This is a genomic window from Dactylosporangium sp. NPDC000244 (assembly GCF_040300725.1).
Lineage (GTDB): Bacteria > Actinomycetota > Actinomycetes > Mycobacteriales > Micromonosporaceae > Dactylosporangium.
The window spans coordinates 257,181-271,790 of the sequence record NZ_JBEPEH010000002.1 but is presented as its reverse complement, the minus strand read 5'-3'; the positions used below and the strand labels follow the sequence as shown (position 1 = coordinate 271,790).

General features: G+C 71.0%; 12 protein-coding genes and 1 tRNA gene. 8 read left to right on the top strand and 5 right to left on the bottom strand.

Going from position 1 to position 14,610, the window contains the following annotated elements; translation table 11 throughout:
• Positions 1–66: 66 nt before the first annotated feature.
• Genes cysS through ABT369_RS57905 form a run of 3 tightly spaced genes read left to right on the top strand, consistent with a single transcriptional unit; the run spans position 67 to position 5,247 of the window.
• The gene (cysS, locus tag ABT369_RS03670; protein ID WP_350610123.1) at positions 67–1,473 is read left to right on the top strand and encodes a cysteine--tRNA ligase; all 1,407 of its coding nucleotides are present in this window, start codon (positions 67–69) and stop codon (positions 1,471–1,473) included.
• A gap of 7 nt (positions 1,474–1,480) precedes the next feature.
• Positions 1,481–2,566 carry a 23S rRNA (guanosine(2251)-2'-O)-methyltransferase RlmB gene (gene rlmB, locus ABT369_RS03665; protein ID WP_350610122.1) on the top strand — a complete coding sequence of 362 codons (1,086 nt, stop codon included), beginning with the start codon at positions 1,481–1,483 and terminating at the stop codon, positions 2,564–2,566.
• A gap of 29 nt (positions 2,567–2,595) precedes the next feature.
• Complete coding sequence (locus ABT369_RS57905; protein ID WP_502891691.1) at positions 2,596–5,247, top strand: Hsp70 family protein; 2,652 nt, start codon at positions 2,596–2,598, stop codon at positions 5,245–5,247.
• A gap of 106 nt (positions 5,248–5,353) precedes the next feature.
• On the opposite strand, the gene ABT369_RS03655 is transcribed toward ABT369_RS57905, so the two are convergent.
• Positions 5,354–6,445 (bottom strand): ABC transporter ATP-binding protein, encoded by a 1,092-nt coding sequence (locus tag ABT369_RS03655; protein ID WP_350610121.1) that lies wholly within the window; start codon positions 6,443–6,445, stop codon positions 5,354–5,356.
• Between the two features lie 217 nt (positions 6,446–6,662).
• Here ABT369_RS03655 and ABT369_RS03650 point away from each other — a divergent pair.
• Positions 6,663–6,735, top strand: a tRNA-Thr gene (locus ABT369_RS03650).
• Positions 6,736–6,878: 143 nt separating this feature from the next.
• Here ABT369_RS03650 and ABT369_RS03645 read toward each other — a convergent pair.
• From ABT369_RS03645 to ABT369_RS03630, 4 genes are read right to left on the bottom strand one after another with little or no spacing between them, the layout of a single operon-like run.
• Entirely contained in the window at positions 6,879–8,093 is a 1,215-nt protein-coding gene (locus ABT369_RS03645) for a tyrosine-type recombinase/integrase (RefSeq protein WP_350610120.1), read from the bottom strand.
• Positions 8,094–8,096: 3 nt separating this feature from the next.
• A complete protein-coding gene (locus ABT369_RS03640; RefSeq protein WP_350610119.1) occupies positions 8,097–8,309 on the bottom strand; it encodes a helix-turn-helix transcriptional regulator in 213 nt (70 codons plus the stop codon).
• Positions 8,306–9,535 (bottom strand): TRM11 family SAM-dependent methyltransferase, encoded by a 1,230-nt coding sequence (locus tag ABT369_RS03635; protein ID WP_350610118.1) that lies wholly within the window; start codon positions 9,533–9,535, stop codon positions 8,306–8,308. The genes ABT369_RS03640 and ABT369_RS03635 overlap by 4 nt, the downstream gene beginning before the upstream one ends.
• Positions 9,528–10,268, bottom strand: a complete 741-nt coding sequence (locus ABT369_RS03630) for a hypothetical protein (RefSeq protein ID WP_350610117.1) — start codon at positions 10,266–10,268, stop codon at positions 9,528–9,530. Before ABT369_RS03630 ends, ABT369_RS03635 begins: the two co-directional genes overlap by 8 nt.
• 236 nt (positions 10,269–10,504) lie before the next feature.
• Here ABT369_RS03630 and ABT369_RS03625 point away from each other — a divergent pair, with 236 nt between their 5' ends.
• The 4 genes from ABT369_RS03625 (at position 10,505) to ABT369_RS03610 (ending at position 14,606) form a co-directional block, all read left to right on the top strand.
• Positions 10,505–10,711, top strand: a complete 207-nt coding sequence (locus ABT369_RS03625; RefSeq protein WP_350610116.1) for a hypothetical protein — start codon at positions 10,505–10,507, stop codon at positions 10,709–10,711.
• Positions 10,712–10,938: 227 nt separating this feature from the next.
• Positions 10,939–11,769 carry a hypothetical protein gene (locus tag ABT369_RS03620; protein WP_350610115.1) on the top strand — a complete coding sequence of 277 codons (831 nt, stop codon included), beginning with the start codon at positions 10,939–10,941 and terminating at the stop codon, positions 11,767–11,769.
• A gap of 285 nt (positions 11,770–12,054) precedes the next feature.
• A complete protein-coding gene (locus ABT369_RS03615; protein ID WP_350610114.1) occupies positions 12,055–12,495 on the top strand; it encodes a hypothetical protein in 441 nt (146 codons plus the stop codon).
• Positions 12,496–12,497: 2 nt separating this feature from the next.
• The gene (locus ABT369_RS03610) at positions 12,498–14,606 is read left to right on the top strand and encodes a TrbL/VirB6 family protein (RefSeq protein ID WP_350610113.1); all 2,109 of its coding nucleotides are present in this window, start codon (positions 12,498–12,500) and stop codon (positions 14,604–14,606) included.
• Positions 14,607–14,610: the final 4 nt, after the last annotated feature.

The window sequence follows — 14,610 nt, the reverse complement described above, 5'->3', positions numbered from 1 at the left end:
GGGCTCAGGGTATAAGGCCGACGGCGGACGCAAGGATGATCAGTATCGGCGGTTACCCTTGGACGTGTGACCCTACGCCTGTACGACACCGCCAGCCGATCGGTCCGGGACTTCGTCCCGTTGACGCCCGGGCAGGTCGGCATCTACCTGTGTGGGCTCACGGTGCAGGGTGGGCCGCACATCGGCCACCTGCGCTCCGGCGTCAACTATGACGTCCTGCGTCGATGGTTCCTCGCGTCGGGCTACGACGTGACGTTCATCCGCAACATCACCGACGTCGACGACAAGATCCTGGTCAAGGCGGTCGAGGCGGGCAAGCCCTTCTGGGCCATCGCGTATGCCAACGAGCGCCTCCTGTCCGCGACCTACCAGCGCCTCGGGGTGCTGCCGCCGACCTACGAGCCGCGGGCGACCGGGCACATCCCCGAGATGCACGAGCTGATCAAGCAGCTGATCGCGGACGGGCACGCCTATGAGGCGGTCGACGGCAGCGGCGACGTGTATTTCGACGTGCGCTCGTACCCCGCCTACGGAGCGCTGTCGGGGCAGCGGCCGGACGCGATGGAGGCGGCGCAGGACGGGCCGGTGCGGGCCAAGCGCGACCCGCTCGACTTCGCGCTGTGGAAGGGCATCAAGGCCGACGAGCCCACCGACGCCAACTGGCCGTCGCCGTGGGGGTCCGGGCGGCCCGGGTGGCACATCGAGTGCTCGGCGATGTGCTGGCGATACCTCGGCACCGCGTTCGACATTCACGGCGGCGGGCTCGATCTGCAGTTCCCGCACCACGAGAACGAGATCGCGCAGTCCAAGGCGGCCGGGCACGGGTTCGCGCGCTACTGGGTGCACCACGCGCTGCTGAACCTCGGCAACACCAAGATGGCCAAGTCCGTCGGCAACGTCGTGTCCCTCGAGTCGCTGGTGGATTCGGGTGTACGTCCTGTGGAGGTGCGCTACTACCTCCTCGGCCCGCATTACCGCTCGGTCATCGAATACACGCCGGAGTCGCTCGCGGAGTCGGCGCTGGGGTATCGCCGGCTCGAGAACTTCGTGCTGCGCGCCGCCGAGCAGGTCGGCGAGGGCGAGCTCGGCACCGTGCCGAGCGCGTTCGCCGAGGCCATGGACGACGACCTCAACACCTCGCGGGCGCTCGCGGTCGTGCACGACGCGGTGCGCGACGCCAACGCCGCCCTCAACGCCGCCGATCGGCCTCAGGTCGAGCGGGCGCTGCGGGAAGTACGAGCGATGCTTGATGTTCTCGGGGTGGATCCGCTGCACCCGCAGTGGCGCTCGACCGACGCCGGCGACCTGACCAAGGTCGTCGACTCGCTCGTCGCGCTCGCCCTGGAGCAGCGCGCCGCGGCTCGCACGCGCAAGGACTGGGCCGCCGCCGACGCGGTCCGCGACCAGCTCAAGACCGCCGGCGTCGTGGTGGAGGACACCGCGGCCGGTCCACGATGGACGTTGGAGCACTGAGAAACTGATGCCAGGAAACTCCGAACGCCGCGGCAAGCGGGTCGTATCGAAGAAGGGCGCCGTCAAGGGGTCCGGCGGCAAGAACCGGCAGTCCCTCGCCGGGCGCGGCCGCACCCTGCCCGCGGACGAGCGCCCGTGGCACAAGGGCTACTCCGGTGACGAGCCCTTGCCGCAGAAGACCGCCCGCAAGCAGGACAACGAGCGCCGGGCGGCCGCGGCCGAGGGGCGCGCGCCCAAGATCGGGCAGCCGGGGACGAAGCGGACCGCCGGCAAGGGCCCGTTCGGCGCCAAGCGATCCTCGCCCATCGCGAAGACCAGGGTCTCGCCGGGCCGGAAGTCGGCCACGCCCAAGGACGGCCCGGAGCTGCTCGTCGGGCGCAACCCCGTCGTCGAGGCGCTGCGCACGCACGTGCCGGCCACGGCGCTCTACGTCGCGCTCGGCCTCGACATGGACGAGCGCGTCAAGGAGGCCGTGCGCACCTCGGCCGAGCGGGGCATCGCGATCCTCGAGATCACGCGCAACGAGCTCGACCGCATGACCGGCGGGGTCCTGCACCAGGGCCTCGGCCTGCAGGTCCCCCCGTTCGCCTACGAGCCGTTCCACGACCTGCTGGCCGCCTCGCTCGAGTCCCCCGCACCGCTGCTCATCGCGCTCGACGGGATCACCGACCCGCGTAACCTCGGCGCGATCATCCGCTCGGCGGCCGCGTTCGGGGCCGACGGCGTCTTCCTCACCGAGCGCCGCTCGGCCGCGATCACCGCGACCGCCTGGCGCACGAGCGCGGGCGCCGCCGCGCGGGTCAAGGTCTCCCAGGTCACGAATCTGACACGCACCCTGAAGCAGTGTCAGGAGGAGGGCTTCGTCGTCGCCGGGCTCGACGCCGACGGTGAGGCCTCGCTGTACGAGCTGGAGGCCGCGGTCGGCCCGATGGTCGTCGTCGTGGGCTCCGAGGGCCGTGGCATGTCGCGACTCGTCGGCCAGACCTGCGACCTGCGGGTCGGCATCCCCATGGTGTCCGATGTCGAGTCGCTGAACGCATCGGTCGCGGCCGCCGTTACGTTGGCCGAAGTCAGCCGTCGTCGCCGAATGTAGATCTTTACCCCCGACCCTAGGATGGGCCGGTGACTCAGCCTCAGCAGGGCTTCGCCATCGGGGTCGACCTCGGCACGTCCAACACCGTCGCGGTGGTTCGCCACCCCGACGGCCGGACGCGGCCCCTGCTCGTCGACGGCGCGCCGATCATGCCGAGCGGCGTGTACGTCGACGAGCAGGGCCGCATCCACGTGGGCCGGGACGCGTACCGGATGGCCGGCCTCGACCCGTCGCGCTTCGAGCCCAACCCGAAGCGGCGCATCGACGAGCCGACCGTTCTGCTCGGCGACCGCGAGCTCGCGACCGTCGACCTGCTGGCGGCGATCCTCGCGGCGGTCGCCCGCGCCGCCGTCGAGGCCGTCGGATTCCTGCCCGCGGCGATCCTGACGTACCCCGCGGCCTGGGGCAACCGCCGCCGCGACACGCTCGCCGAGGCCGCGCGGCGGGCGGGCTGGCCGCCGGTGCGCCTGGTGCCCGAGCCCGTGGCCGCGGCCCGGTACTTCGCCGACGTCCTGCGCCGCCCCGTCGCCGTCGGCTCCTCGCTCGCCGTGTTCGACTTCGGCGGCGGCACGCTCGACATCGCCGTCGTGCGCAACGACAACGGCCGGTTCACGGTCATCGGCTCCGGCGGCATCGAGGACCTCGGCGGCCTCGACGTCGACGCGGCGATCGTCGAGCACCTCGGCGCCGTGATCAACCAGACCGCGCCGGGCGCGTGGGCCGCGCTGCGCAACCCGCAGTCCACCACGCAGCGCCGCGACCGGCGCCTCTTCTGGGACGACATCCGCGGGGCCAAGGAGATGCTCTCGCGCGCCACGGTGGCGCCGATCGCGATTCCCGGCCAGGACGCCGCGCTGCACCTCACGCGCGAGGAGTTGGAGCGGGTCACGGAGCCGCTCATCCGCCGCGCCGTGTGGGAGACCGGCAAGGTCCTCCACGGCGCCGGCCTGCGCCCCGACCAACTCGCCGGCCTGTTCCTGGTGGGCGGCTCGTCGCGCCTGCCCTTGGCCGCGCGGCTGCTGCACGCCGAGTTGGGAATTGCGCCGACTGTACTGGAGCAGCCCGAACTGCCGGTCGCCGAAGGAGCTTTGGCGGAGTTGGTACCCGTCACCGGCTACCAAACCGAAAGCATCCCCGTCTCGGCGGCTCCGCATTCCGCACCGCCCACGGCGCCGATCTCGCCGGTTGGCCCGCCTCCCGTGTCGGCCCCACCCTCGGCTTATGGGATGCGGGCGGCCCCGGTCAGCCCGCCCACGGCACCCTTTTCCGCGCCGCCGTCCGCCGCACCTTTCTCCGCGCCGCCGTCCGCCGCACCTTTCTCCGCGCCGCCGTCCGCCGTGCCCGTCGCACCTCCGCGTCGCCGGGGCCGGGCCGGGCTGCTCGTCGGCGCGGTCGCGGCGCTGGTCGTGATCGCGCTGGTGGGCGCCGGGACCTACTGGTTCTTCTTCCGCGACAAGATCAACTCAATCGACTTCAAGACGGTCGCGACCGCCGGCTCGCTGGACCTCGACGCCAAGCTCGACTACCCGGTGACGGCGACGCTGGCCTCGCGCACGTACGCGCTCTACACCCTGGACAAGAACGTGCACGTGGTGGCGTACGACCTCGACGATCGCAAGAAGGTCTGGCAGTACGATCTCGCGGACGACAACTACCGGTGGCAGATCTACCCGAACCCGGACGGCATCATCCTGATCGGCACCTCCGGGACCAGCCCGGTGCTCATCATGCTCAACAGCTCGGGCAAGGAACGGGGCAAGCAGCCGTTCGCCACGGGCGACTCCGTGTACTTCCTCGACTCCGTGTGGATCTGGCACTCCACGAAGGCGAAGAAGACGAATGCGTACGGCTGGGACGGCGCCAACAAGTGGACGCTCGACGACAACGCCAGGGGCACCAGCGTGCTCGGGCCGATCGTGGCCGGCGACGAGCGCGGCCCGTCCGACCTGGTGGGCGCCCCGACGAACCGCGAACTGAAGTCCCGCACCCAGTTCGTCACCATCGACGATGACAAGATCAATCTGCGGGACTCGGGCAGCGGCAAGATCGTGCGCTCGTGGAACGACACGGCCGACAGCTCCGCCGGCTACGCCATGTACGACCAGCGGCTCTTCGTGTACGGGACCAGCTCGAAGTACACGATCAAGGCCTATGACCTCACGAAGACGGGGGAGCCCGAGCAGCTCTACACCGCGCCGGACGACAAGCGCCGCATCGTGGACGTGGCCGCGTGCGGCTCCGATCGGCTGTGCGTGCTGGACTCATCCTCGTCGGACGACACCGTGCTGCGGTCGATCTCGATCCCGGACAAGAAGCAGGTGTGGCAGGGCGACGCGAAGGGCACGTCCGGGCTGGTTCCGGTCGGCAAGGAGATCCTGGCCACGACGCCTCGCGGGAGCAGCGAGACGAGCCGGCTCTTCGGCGAGGACGGCGGGCAGCTGCTGAAGCCGGAGGACCAGGAGGGGTACGGCGTCCGCATCACCAACGGGAGCCTGCTCTTCTTCGCGAAGGCGCCCAGCTCGATCGAGGACAACGTGACGCTGACCGGCGTTACGTCGTCGTCTGGGGAGCGGGTGGCGCTGGGGACGCTGAACAAGGTGGCGTCGGCGAGCTGCTCCTGGAACGTCACGAAGATCGCCTGTGTGGGCGGGGGGAAGCTGCAGGTCTGGTCGTTCGCCTGAACTGCCTTTTCCCTCGCGTGACCGACGCGAAAGGGCGGCGCTTTCGGCGCCGCCCTTTCGTTTGCGTGCTAGCTTTCGCCCGATTGTTCCGGACTCAGCGGGATCCTCAGATCCGGTGGCCGGTCGCGGCGTTGAACGCGTGGTGGGTGTTCGCGTGCGGGCGAACGTACACGATCTCGGTCAGGCGCGGCGTGCGGCGCGGGTCGGCGCGAACCACGAAGCGCTCGTCCTGGCCCTCGAGCGCGACGGTGCCGTGCACGTAGGCGTCCGAGCCGAGCTCCTCGACCAGGTCGACCGTGATCGGGATGCCACCGTCGTTCGGCCCGACCAGGTCCGTGTCCTCGGGCCGGAACCCGACCGTGACGCGGCCGTTGGAGCCGTCCTGCTGCGCCGCGGCGATCTGCTCGCGGGTCAGCGGGAGGATGACGTCGCCGAAGCGGCCGCCCTGCTCGGTGAGCGGAACGGTCTTGATGTTCATCGCCGGCGAGCCCATGAAGCCCGCGACGAAGACGTTGGCCGGCCGGTCGTACAGCGCGCGCGGCGAGTCGACCTGCTGCAGCACGCCGTCCAGCAGAACGGCCACGCGGTGACCCATGGTCATGGCCTCGACCTGGTCGTGCGTGACGTACACGGTGGTGATGCCGAGCTTGGCCTGCAGCGTGGCGATCTGCGAACGGGTCTGCACACGCAGCTTCGCGTCGAGGTTCGACAGCGGCTCATCCATGAGGAAGACCTGCGGCTCACGCACGATGGCGCGACCCATAGCGACACGCTGCCGCTGACCACCGGAGAGCGCCTTGGGCTTGCGGCCGAGGTAGTCCTCGAGCTGCAGCATCGCGGCCGCTTCCTTCACGCGCCGGTCGATCTCGTGCTTCGGCGTCTTACGCAGCTTGAGCGCGAACGCCATGTTCTCGTACACCGTCATGTGCGGGTACAGCGCGTAGTTCTGGAACACCATCGCGATGTCGCGCGCCTTGGGCGGCAGGTGCGTGACGTTGCGGTCGTTGATGAGAATGTCACCGGCGTCGACGTCCTCGAGCCCGGCGAGCATGCGCAGCGACGTCGACTTGCCACAGCCGGAGGGCCCGACGAGCACGAGGAACTCGCCGTCACCGATCTGGAGCTCGAGCTGGTCAACCGCGGGACGCGGGGTGCCCGGGTAGATCCGGGACGCCTTCGCGTAAGTGACCGTAGCCATGGGGTAGCCACCTTCCACCGGCAGGAACGTGCCGGACGATCCGAGTAGAAGTTCACCGAGCCGGGCGACGATGCCAGACACGGAGTGGGGTTCACCTTAAGCGCTTACGGACCGTATGCCAAGGTCATGCTCCACTTTTGCCCGCCTTCGCCCACTTCCGCCCGGAGGTATCTCCCGCGCGAGGGAGCATCGAGACCAAGTACGATCGTGGGTCTAGGCCGACGTGGCGCAACTGGCAGCGCACCCGACTTGTAATCGGAAGGTTGGGGGTTCAAGTCCCCCCGTCGGCTCCCAGCAAAAGCCCTGACCAGCGGTTATGCTGGCCAGGGCTTCAAGTTTATCTATGTGGTTTTGAACTGTCCCCCGATAACCCCCCGGTAACGCCGGTGCGCGGTCAGGTTCGGCAGGCTGTCGGCCCGCTGGCCGTGGGCGCTTACGCGGCCCGGCGTGGTCCCCGTGCGCCGCGCTGGTCGGGTGTCGTCCGGCTGCCGCCGAGCTGTTCGAGGATGGCGGAGTTGTCGGGCGCTAGGGCTGGCTTCTCGACGTAGTGCTTCTTGGTGACGTGCTCGGTGGCGTGCCCGAGTTGGCCGGCGGCGTTCTTGGTGTTGGCCTCCTTGTCGATGAGGGTGGCGACGGTCTTGCGGAAGGTGTGCGGCGTGACCCATTCGAGACCGGTGTCGGCTCGCGCTTGGCGCCACTGGCGACGGACGTTGTGTGGGGACAGCCAGGTGCCGCGCCGGGAGGGGAAGATCGCATCGATGGGGTTGTCGGCGGCGGTGAGCTTGCGCGCCAGCAGCATCCCGACCGCGAATCCGGGCAGGATGACGGTCCGGTATCCGGCGTTGCTCTTGGTCCAGTCCTGCCGGAAGAAGCCTTTGCCTTTGACATAGACGATCGTGCCGCAGATCGTCACGGTCGGGTGGTCGGCGGCGAGGTCCACGTCCGCCCACCGCAGCGCCAGGACCTCGCCGATGCGGACGCCGGTGGCGAGCATGAGGTCGACGATGTCGGCCAGGTCGCCGGTGGGTCGAGGCCCCGACTTGCCTGGTGTGGGCTGCTGCCATGTGCGAATTGCCGAGCGCACGGCGTCCAGTTGCTCGGTGTCGAGGGCGACCACCTTGCGCTGCGGTGCACGGAGTCGACCGGTGTCACGGACCGGGTTGGTCGTCAACGCGCCTCGGCGGACCGCGAAGGCGAACATCTGTCCGAGGACGACCTTGGCAAGTTTTGCCGCAACCGGATGGTCTTTGGCGATTCCACGGAGGACCTTGTCGAGGCGGCCGACGCTGGCTTCGCGGATCCGTAGGTTGCCGAGTGCTGGCACGACGGCGGTACGGACCACGCTTGCGTACTTGTCGATCGTCTGTGGTGTGACCGCTTCCTCTGCGGTGATTTCCTCGATCCACAGTTCGGCGAGGGCGCTCACGTGGGTCTCTCTGGTGATCTCGTCATCGTTGGGGGCAGTTCGGTCGCGGAGCTTCTCTTTCAATGCGCGGATGGCGGCGGGGCCGGTGGTGCCGGTGGCTTCGACGTCGCGGGTCGTGCCGTCGTAGTCGCGGAATCGGGCTCGGGCGCAGTGCCGGTTGGGGCCGAGCGTCTCGGTGCGGATGTTGCCCCAGGTGCCGACGGGTAGTGGAGGTCGGGCCATGGTTCAGCGCTCCGCGTCGGTGTGGGCGTCGAGCCAGTGTTCGACCTCGCTGCGCCGGTAGCGCAGGGTGTTGCCGACCCGGATGGCGCGTGGTCCCTTGCCTCGGCTGTGCCAGGCGTAGAGGGTGTTCTTCGGCTTGCCCAGCCAGGCCGCGACGTCATCGATGGTCAGGAGAGGGTCGGGCCGCCATTCTGCGGCGGCGGTCGGCGTGGTCATCCCCGACCTGCCGCATCGGACGGATCGGGCTGCGGGGACGACGTGTCGTGGTTGGGGGATGGCCGGTGGTCGGTGGGATCGGTCGGTGCGGACCCCGGGGCGGGGTGTGGGTAGGGCGGGCACGGATCGGGTGTCCTTTCGGCGTCCCGGCCCGGGTGGGCTGGGGGTGCGGTGGCGCTACCGCCCGCGTTGGCGGGGGGCGCCGGTGGACGTCGATCCATGCGCGACAGGGCAGAAGCATCAAGCCTGCCGCCGAGCGCTGACCCGCTCGATTCGGAGTAGCGCCCGCCGGACTTCAGCCGGAACACGAGCAGATCCTCATGCTGGATGAGCCATTGCGGGTCACCGGCGGCGACCGCTTCGGTGACGTTCTTGCGCTGGAAGAACGAGGCCCGCGGCACGATCACGCCGTCACGCACTCCGGCGATCAGGGCCACGAGTTCCTCGATCAGTGTCAGTCCGGCGGCGAGACCGGCCGCCGCGACCATGCCCGGGATGTCGATCAGCTCTCCGCGATGCCGGTACGGCCGGGCGGTCACCGCGACGTGGCCGCCCGGTCGTAGCAGCGCGGCGCAGCCGGTGAGGATCTGGATGAACCCGTCGATCAGCTCGTCGTGCCCGGCGTAGGCGAGGTTCCCGGCATCGGCACCGTACCGGTTGTTGACCGCCCGGACTTTCCCTCGACCGGGGCCGGGTGTGATGGCCCGGCCGTGGGTGGAGTCCCCGTACGGCGGGGAGGTCACCACCAGCGCGATCCGGCCGTGCGTCTCGGGTGGGAGCAGTGCGGGCAGCTGGCGGGCGTCGCCGGTGTGGATCTCGCCGGTGCCGGTTGCGCCTTGGCTGGTGGCGAGGTGGATGTTGTCGGCGGCGTGGTTGGCCCAGCGGTGTTCGTACTCGACGCCGACGCCGTGGCGGCCGAGGTGCATCGCTTCCACGATGGTGGTGCCGATGCCGGCCATCGGGTCGGCGACCAGATCGTCTTGGTCGGTGTAGGTGGCGATGAGGTAGCGGGGGATGGCCGGGAGCATCTTGGCCGGGTGCGCCGTCGAGGCCGGGGTGTACCGGCCGCTGCGCTGGCCACGAAATGACGTCTGCCCGGTCAGCAGCACCGACCCTTGCACGCCTTCGGTGATGAGCTCGAACAGCCGGGCGACGTCCGGGTCACGACCGGTCGCTGGCTGGATGCCGAGGGCTTGTCCGCGGGTGGAGGAGGTGGGTTCAGGCATTGGCGGCCTCCTGATCGGTGGTGGTCGAGCCGAAGGCGAGGAGGTCGAGGTGGACGGGGATGTGTCGGCCGTCGAGTAGCGCGGGCCGGGTGCCCGCAGCGGTGGCCGGGTCGGTCCGCGGCTCGGTCTCCGGCAGCGGGACGAGCAGTACCGGGAGGTGCTGGTGGTAGCGCAGCCCGGCGGCGCGGGCGGCGGTGATGACGAGGCTGCGCGCGGAGACCTGGCCCGGTTGCGGGCTTTGCGCGGGCAGTCTGGTGAGCAGGAACCCGTCGGGGCGCAGCAGGCGGCGCCACTGGTCCATGGCATCGGTCAGGGCGCGCAGGCCGAGGCGGTCACCGCCGGGCCGGGGCAGTCCGGCCAGCAGCAGCGAGACACCGCGATCGGTGAGGCGCCGGATGCGCTCGGGCCGGGCGCGGACGCCGGTGAGCCGGACCCTGGTGGCGTCGCCGTCGGGGACGAGGATCGCCGGGTACCGGTGCAGGTAGCAGGTCGCGCGGGCGACGGTCGGGTGCATGTCGAGGTCGAGGACGACGTCACCGGGCCTGGTGTAGTGCCGGATCAGCCAGGCGAGACGGTGCGGGTCGAGGCCGTGCCAGGCGTCCGCGTCGACCAGCGGGACGCGCCGCCGGTGCGTCGGGATCAGGAACAGCCCGACGCGCGGGCGTTCGGGGCTGGGATCGGGAGTGTGCTGGGGCGTCTGCGGCATGGATGGTGTGGCCACGTCCGCCGACAAGCGCTGACACTAAGGGAATACAAATCCGGGCCCCGATTTGGAGCCCACCCGCCCGCGAAGCCTCGCACGAGCGCTGTGTTCAACCTCCACGAACAAGATCCATTCAACGTTGAACACGCAGGTCAGACCTTGAACACCGGCGCAGAGCCTCCGGCCGAAAGAACGATGAAGATGACTTTGCCGCGATGCCGCGCCGCCGTTGCTCTGCCTTAGCCGGGAGTGTCCCGGCATCACCCTTGAACAAGATCGACACCGCCGGGTTGAACAAGATCATTGCAACGGTTGAGCGGCTTGAACAAGATCAGATGCCGGTGGACATGTCGCCGATGACCATGAACACCTCCGGTCCGCGCCGCCTGGCGCGGACCTTTTTTGGTGTCCCCTTCGCCGGAGGCGTTCGTGCGATTCGGGACGAGCGTCCGTCCCTGAAGACGGCAGGTTGAACGGGCTGCCACGACGTTGCACAGACCACCAACGCGGCTGCGCACGGCTCGGACCCTTTGCATTGACGGCCGTCCGCGTCGCCCTCGTTGAACGCGCCTTGTTCAATGTGCAACAAGATCATCAGTGTTCGTGATCTGTTCAAAGGCCCTGGTGGCGTGGGTGCTGCACCGCCGATCGGACTCCGGTCGCGGTTCGGCATCCCACCTCACCATCAGGGAGTACCTGCATGTCTGCGAACACCCGCCCGGCCGCCGGCCAGCTCGCCGGGCACCCGGGCGCCCGGCCCGGCGCGGCGCTGCTGGACGCGATCGAGTACCGGTTCCGGCTGGCGGCGGAAGGCCCGCAGCCGCAGGCGGTCGACGGCCGCCAGCTCGGCCACGGCCTGCCCCGCCGCCGGATCGTCCTACCCGAGCTGTCGGCGATCCTCATGCACCCCTCGTGCAGCGCGCCGGCGCAGGACGCCGCGTGGAGGTTCCTCGTCACCCAGGCCCGCACCGGCGCGGAGCGGTGGGTGGTCGGCGCGGTCGGCGTGGCCCTGCCGGGGCTGCGGCACCGGGCGTACCTGCTGTCGAAGCTGTCCTCCGGGGATCTGCACGCCGCGCTGGTTGAGGCGTTCCTGAAGGCGTTGCACACGGTCGACATCGACCAGCCGGGCATCGTGAACGCCCTGCTCAACGCCACGTTTTCCGGTGCTCGCGCCGCGCTGCGGGAGCAGGAACCGGCCATGTCCGGGGAGGCGAACTTCGCGCCTGGCTCGGCTCTGCCGCCGGCCCCGTACGGCCACCCCGACCTGGTCCTCGCCCGCGCGGTGCGCCTCGGGGTGCTCACCACCGCGGAGGCCGACCTGATCGGCGGCACATACCTGGAAGACACCAGCGTCGCCGACTACGCCGAGCGCTCCGGCCTGCCCCGGTGGGGCGTCTACAAGCGGCGCACCGCCGCCGTCGAGCGGCTCGTCGCCGCGATCCGAGCCGGCGCGCTCAGCGACCCGACCGCCGACGTCATCGCCGAGGCCACCCTGCGCACCGCCCCCGAGCCAGTGCCCGGCCGCCCCTGAGACACCACCGCTGAGCTGCGCTGTTCCAAAACGACCCGCGGATTTGTATTCCCTTAGTGCGGGACTTCCCGCGTAGGTGACCTCCGACCGGCCCCGCTGACGGCGCTGACACCCCGTTCGCCCGGCCCATCTGACCTCTGTGAGGAGGACGGCCCCCGCGCCGGTCGGAATTCCAGGTCACCACGCGCGGATCGTTCGCTCCCGCCTCTGCCACCCACGCGCCGCGTCCGAGCCCCGCCATGCCCGGGGCCGGTGCCGGCCTGCGCCCGGAGGTGCCCACATCTCATGACCACCAAGCCCGACCGCGTGCGCCCGCTGCGGCGCAAGCCGAGGCGGCCACGCCGCCCTCGGATGCACCCCTCGAACTGGGTGCTCTACTGGGCCACGCAAGCAATCCCGGTCCTGACCCTGCTGGCCGGATGCGTCGCGGTCGTCCTCGTGCTCGGCGAAACCGCTGCGTACGCGGCTGAGCGCGGCACGATCGTGCTGGCCGCGCCGGAGACGATCAACGTTCTGGTCGACCGTATCCGGCTGTGGCTGGTCGGCATCCTTGTCGCGGTCGCCACGCTGTTCCTCACCGTCGGCGGCCTGCGCTACATGGCCGCGAACGGCGACCCCGGCGAAGTCGAACGGGCCAAGCTGGCGCTGAAGTCGGCGGCGCTGGGCTACGCCCTAGCGGCGCTCGCGCCGCTGATCGTCGGCATCGTCGGGCAGTGGGTGGCCTAGCCATGACCCACCGGCCGAACTCCGCCGGGCGGGGCCGCCGCCGCCTCGCCCGGCTCGGCGTAGCCCTGGTGCTCGTCCTCGGCGTCGTGGGCGGGGTCGCCGTCGCGGCGGCCTCGCCGGCGCAGGCCGACCCGGGCAGTACGCCCAGCCCGTACCCGCACCCGACGACGACCCAAAACCCCAGCCCGAATCCCACCCCGAACCCGGGCAACCCGACCGGGAATCCGACGGCCACTCCGACGCCGAACCCGACCGGGTCGCCGTCCGGGAGCCCGAGTCCCAACCCGAACCCCAACCCCTCGCCCGGCCAGAGCCCGTCGCCGCCGGCGACGTCGAGCGGGGACGACGATCCGGCCTGGTACGACATCTCGGGCCAGATCCGCAAGGCGATCAACGATTTCCTCACCTACGTGGCCCGCACCGGCCTGGCCCCGGTGCTGTCGGCGGTCGGGCAGAGCTGGCTGTCGACACCCGACCTCACGAACAACCCGCAGGTCAAGGCGATGTGGACCACCTTCCTGGTCACCGCCAATGCGCTGTTCGTGCTGTTCGTGGTCCTGGCCGGGTTCGTCGTGGCGTCCCGGGAGACGCTGCAGAACCGGTTCGGGCTCAAGGAGATCCTGCCGCGGCTGATCCTCGGCGGCGTCGGCGCGAACGTGTCGCTGCTGCTGTGCGGGGAGATGCTCACCGTCACCAACGGGTTGAGCGCCGCCATCGCCGGTCAAGGCGTCGACGGCCCGCAGGCCGCCGCCGCGATCGGGCAGACACTCACCGCGGCCCTCGACTCAGGAAACGGCTTGCTGACCGTGCTGCTGGTCCTCGCGGCGATCGTGATGATGCTCATCCTCGAAGTCACGTTCGTGCTGCGGGTGGCCTGCCTCGCGGTGCTGTTCGGGATCGCCCCGGCGGCGCTGATCTGCCACGCGACACCGCAGACCGAAGGGCTCGCCTACCTGTGGTGGCGGGCCGTGGGCGCCTGCCTGGGCATGCAGCTGGCCCAGGCCGCCCTCGTCCTGGCCACCGTGCGCGTGTTCCTGACCCCGACCGGCGCCACGACACTCGGCGTGCCGTCGACCACCAACGGCATCATCGGCCTGCTCGTCTGCATCACCATGCTCTGGATCATGATCAAGGTGCCCGGCTGGACGAAGCATTTCGTCCTCGGGCCACTCGGCCAGAAACGTGGCCGGGGACTGCTCGGCCAGCTCGTGCAGACGTACCTCACGATCAAGACCCTCGGCGCGGCGGCCGGCATCCTCGGCGGGGCGAAGGCGGCGGGCAGCGTCGCGGGGACGGCCGCCCGGCGAGGAGGCGGGGCGGCGCCCCGTCCCCGTCCGGGCGGTCCCGCGCGGGCGCCCCGTCCCGTCCCGCCCCGGCCGCCGCGTCGGGGACCGTCCCGGCCGTCCCCGGCGCCGCCCGGACCGGCCCCGTTCAGCCACGCCCCGGTGACCCACACGCCCCTGCCGCAGCCCGCCGGGACGACGGCCGCCCCGGCGTTCAGCAACGCCGCCCCACCGAGCACACCCGGGCCCGCCCCGGCCAGCGCCGCCCCGCCCGCCGTGTTCTCGGCGGCACCGGGCACCGCACCAGGGACGGTCTCGGCTTCGTCGGCTGCGGCGCCGCCGAGCGTGACGCCGTTCAGCCACGCACCGAGCACCGCGGCGTCGAGCGCGCCGGGGTCGGGCACGGCCGCGTCTGGCTCGGCACCGGCCTCCACCAGGGCGCCGGCGGTGGCGTTCTCGGCGGCGCCGAAGGCGCAGACCGCGCCGAAGCGGCCTCCAGCGCCGGTCACGCCGGTGTTCTCGGCGGCGCCGGCTCGGCCGCGTCCGACCGCGGCGAGGCGAGCCTCGGCCGCGTCCACACGGGCGCCCCGGCCGACCGGCACCAGCCGCGCGCCGTCCCCGGCGGCTCGGCCGTCCCCGCCTGTGCCCCCGGCCGTCCCGTCCCCGACGCCCCGGCCCGGCCCGTCCCCGGCTCCCCGCCCCGTCCCGGCGGCTCGGCCCGTCCCCGCTCCCCGGTCGTCCCCGGTGGCCGGTCCGTCCCCGACCGCCCGGCCGTCCCCGCCGGTGGCCTCGCCCCCGTCCCCGCGTCGCCGTCCCCGAAAGGCGTGAGCAC

Excerpts from the sequence above, each read along its gene's own strand:
- rlmB (WP_350610122.1), top strand. The coding sequence starts at position 1,481 with ATGCCAGGAAACTCCGAACGCCGCGGCAAGCGGGTCGTATCGAAGAAG.
- ABT369_RS03655 (WP_350610121.1), bottom strand. The coding sequence starts at position 6,445 with ATGGCTACGGTCACTTACGCGAAGGCGTCCCGGATCTACCCGGGCACC.
- ABT369_RS03645 (WP_350610120.1), bottom strand. The coding sequence starts at position 8,093 with ATGGCCCGACCTCCACTACCCGTCGGCACCTGGGGCAACATCCGCACC.
- ABT369_RS03640 (WP_350610119.1), bottom strand. The coding sequence starts at position 8,309 with ATGACCACGCCGACCGCCGCCGCAGAATGGCGGCCCGACCCTCTCCTG.
- ABT369_RS03635 (WP_350610118.1), bottom strand. The coding sequence starts at position 9,535 with ATGCCTGAACCCACCTCCTCCACCCGCGGACAAGCCCTCGGCATCCAG.
- ABT369_RS03620 (WP_350610115.1), top strand. The coding sequence starts at position 10,939 with ATGTCTGCGAACACCCGCCCGGCCGCCGGCCAGCTCGCCGGGCACCCG.
- ABT369_RS03615 (WP_350610114.1), top strand. The coding sequence starts at position 12,055 with ATGACCACCAAGCCCGACCGCGTGCGCCCGCTGCGGCGCAAGCCGAGG.
- ABT369_RS03610 (WP_350610113.1), top strand. The coding sequence starts at position 12,498 with ATGACCCACCGGCCGAACTCCGCCGGGCGGGGCCGCCGCCGCCTCGCC.